This window comes from Candidatus Stygibacter australis (assembly GCA_030765845.1).
GTDB classification, from domain to species: Bacteria; Cloacimonadota; Cloacimonadia; order Cloacimonadales; family TCS61; genus Stygibacter; species Stygibacter australis.
This window is the reverse complement of the sequence record JAVCDJ010000186.1, coordinates 1-3,571: the sequence shown is the minus strand read 5'-3', so window position 1 is coordinate 3,571 and position 3,571 is coordinate 1. Positions and strand designations below refer to the sequence as shown.

The following is a 3,571-nucleotide window of genomic DNA, read 5'->3' as shown; positions in this document are numbered from 1 at the left end:
AATGAACGGTATTTAAGATCACTCGCATTTAGCAGGTGCTTGTAATGCGAGAGCCGGTTTAGAAACATGACCCCCAATATCATACTGATCAATATCAATAGTGAAATAACCACCCGGTAATATAAACTGATCATCGGTTTATCAGAAAATATTTTATAAGCAAATGAGGTAGATTGATTTATATATGAATCATTATTGAGTATATCACTATACTGCACATTAAGAAAACCATCCAGCATCCACATCACATCCAGTACCAGTAATAGTACTATAAATAAAGCCAACCAGAATCTCATGTACGCCTCCAAAATTATTTTGCATATCCCCTGATTTATTGCAAGAAAAAAATAATTAATTGACTGATATTAGTATTATTGATAATTGCAGGATAGATTCTTGACGGAGGAAATCATGAATAATTTGATCTTAATTACTGATATAGGCAGCACAACCACCAAAGCACTTTTATTGAAGAAAGCAAATGGGAAATACTCTGAATTGGGATTAGTTCACTCTCCCACAAGTGTGGAAAAACCGCAGGAAGATGTGAATATTGGTATTATTAAGGCTGTTAAATTACTGGAGCAAAATACCGGCATTACCTTGCTGGCAGAAAATGAAAGTGATTTTCTGGTTCCCGGCATCACCTATCTCTGCACCAGTAGTGCTGGTGGTGGCTTGCAGATACTGGTTATTGGACTTACCACCTTTGATAGTGCTGCCAGTGCCAAGCGATGCGCTTTCGGCGCTGGAGCTGTGATCCTGGATACCTTTGCCGTAAATGATAAGCGCTCTGCAGTCCAGCAGATGAAAGCAATGGCAATACTGCATCCTGATATTATTCTAATGACTGGCGGAACTGATGGTGGAGCAGTTGCTCCCGTGCTCCGTCTGGCAGAACTTATCCAGTTCGCAAATCCTCAGGCAAAATTTACAGACGACCCTATTCCACTGATCTTTGCAGGTAATATTGAAGCCAGAAAACTAATTAGCGGGATTTTGGCAAAACGCTTCACTCTGCATCTGGTGGATAATGTGAGACCGGATCTAAAGACCGAAAATCATGGACCTGCCCGTGACCTGATCCATCATTTATTTATGAACTATGTAATGGAACAGGCTCCGGGATATGCCAAAGTAGTGGAAAAGGTTGATGATGATATAATTCCCACTCCCAAGGCTGTATTAAATGCTATCGAACTGCTGCACAAGAATCTCGATGGTGATGTGATCATGGTTGATATTGGCGGTGCTACTACTGATGTATTTTCCAACCTTAAAGGAAAATTCTATCGTACTGTCTCAGCTAATTATGGCATGAGCTACAGCATTGCAAACGTGCTTAAGGATGCTGGCTTATCATTTATTACCGAGTATTTTAATTCAGATACCGAGCTTGATTTTATCTCAGATTATATTGCGGATAAAATGCTCTATCCCACCTGCAATCCTCAGGATACCAGTATGCTCTATATTGAGCACATTCTGGCTCGCGCAGCACTCTTCCTGGCAAGAGAGCAGCATCTGGAAATGAACTTCAATACTGCCAGAATGGGCTACCTTGACCGCATGACCAATCACAAAGAAATTGAGAATATGGTGTCTAAATTTTACTTCGTGGATGAACAGAAAAAGGAGAAATTCTTCCTGCATGATTATAAATTTGCTATCGGTGCCGGGGGTGTGATCTCACATACCCAAAATGAGAACCAGGCTCTGATGTTGATCAGTGATGGCTTGCAAACTCAAGGACTCACATTGATCTATCGCGATCGAGAATTCATCTCTCCTCATCTGGGTAAACTTGCCCAAATAGATCAGAATGCTGCTGCCAGTCTCCTTTTAGATAGTTGCCTGCAAAAATTAGGCTGGCACATCAGACCTCAAACTTATAAATGGAAAAAAGATAAACATGTGATGACTATCAAATATGCAGACAAGCAACTGGAAGTGATTTCCGGGAAAAGGTATTTTATCCCCGCTGCTGCAGATAGTCAAAGGATCGAGATTACCATGAATAAGGGCTATATACTTAATGATGATGGAAGTGTGTTTTATTTTGATTCTACCTTACCTGTGTATATTGATGCCACTTTCCCAAATTGTGAAAATGATCTCGATGTCATTAGTAACCAATATGAATTTTCAGAAGATCATGCTTTGCTAAGTGAAGTTTTTCCGCTTCAGGAAATCTTACATCCCATTGAGCAGGGAGATTTCATCAGAAAAGTGAAGCTGCCATATCTGGGTGATATATTAGTAGAAACTCATGATCAGGTAAATCCTGATAATGTCTTGGCAGAAAATCTCAGTGATCCACCCCGCTTATACATTATTACCCTCTTTGAGAAAATGCAGGGATTAACAATTGAGAACTTCAAAGAAAGTTTATTGGTGAAGGTTGGTGATATTATCAAAATAGGGCAGAAGATAGTTCAGCGTAGCAAACTTTCTGTGAAAGAGCAGATGTATGGCTATGCGGATCATTTTGTGTCTCCTGTGCGTGGTGTAATTGAAAATATTAATTTTGAATCCGGCACGCTTATTCTGCACGAAGTTCAAGATTATTCAGAAAAACCTGTTAAAGTTAAAATCTCTGATCGCTTAGGTATCAAACCTAAACACGTAAAGGGTTATCTGAAAATTCGTGAAGGTGATTTTGTCTATACGGGTGATCTGCTAGCTGCCTGCAGAATTGATCGGGCAAATAAAACTCAAACTATGATGGCGGATAAGATGAGTGCAGATAAAATGGCTGACCCGGTTGATAGACGGGCGGATTCTGGTACTTATAATTCCATTTTAGCCCCTGCAACAGGCTCTGTCACTAATATTGATCTAAAAAAAGGTACAATTACCATTCATTACACTAAAACCCCACTCCGGCATTATGCCGGCGTAACCGGGGAAATTAGTAATATCCTGCCTGAGAGAGAAGTAGATATCAAGTATTCTGGATATAAAATCCAGGGTATAGTGGGTTTCGGCTCACAGGCGATGGGCACATTGCAGTATTATGAAAATATCAGCCAGGTAAAAGAGCCTGAGGGAAATACGATTTTGGTAATCCAGGAACAGATTGATCTGGAAGGCTTAAAGAAAATCGCTGAATTAGGTTATAAAGGCTTGATTGCTCCTTCTATTCATTACCGACAACTTACTGCATTTACGGGTGAAGATATTGGAGTGGCTCTCACAGGAAATGAACATATCCCCTTTCCAATCGTGATCACCCAGGGATTTGGTAATTTCACGCTGCCGGAAGAATATTGCCAGTTCTTCCAGCAGAAAATCGGTTCCCATATCTTCATAGATGGGCACACCCAAATCCGCGCAGGAGTTATCAGACCCCAGATCATCATCCAGTAAGCTAAATATATTACCTGTCTAAAACCTTGCGAATGGGGTTTACACCTTCGCAAGGTTGACCGATATGGAAAAGATATTTATATTGTTTATTAGTTATATCGGTAAAAAAAACATTGCCCAGTTCAAAGATATATTTCTCTTTGCCTGATATGAAAAAACGCAAAAGACTCTGGCTGGTAATAGCCTTGATAGTGATAATATT

The 3,571-nt window shown here is 40.0% G+C and carries 3 protein-coding genes; 1 reads left to right on the top strand and 2 read right to left on the bottom strand.

Going from position 1 to position 3,571, the window contains the following annotated elements; translation table 11 throughout:
- Positions 1 to 296 (bottom strand): hypothetical protein (locus RAO94_09465; protein ID MDP8322563.1); only part of this gene is annotated, 296 nt, incomplete at its 3' end.
- 115 nt (positions 297 to 411) lie between these two features.
- Between RAO94_09465 and RAO94_09460 the strand changes: the two genes are divergently transcribed.
- Entirely contained in the window at positions 412 to 3,369 is a 2,958-nt protein-coding gene (locus RAO94_09460) for a glutamate mutase L (GenBank protein MDP8322562.1), read from the top strand.
- Positions 3,370 to 3,379: 10 nt separating this feature from the next.
- On the opposite strand, the gene RAO94_09455 is transcribed toward RAO94_09460, so the two are convergent.
- Positions 3,380 to 3,571 (bottom strand): hypothetical protein (locus tag RAO94_09455; protein ID MDP8322561.1); only part of this gene is annotated, 192 nt, incomplete at its 5' end.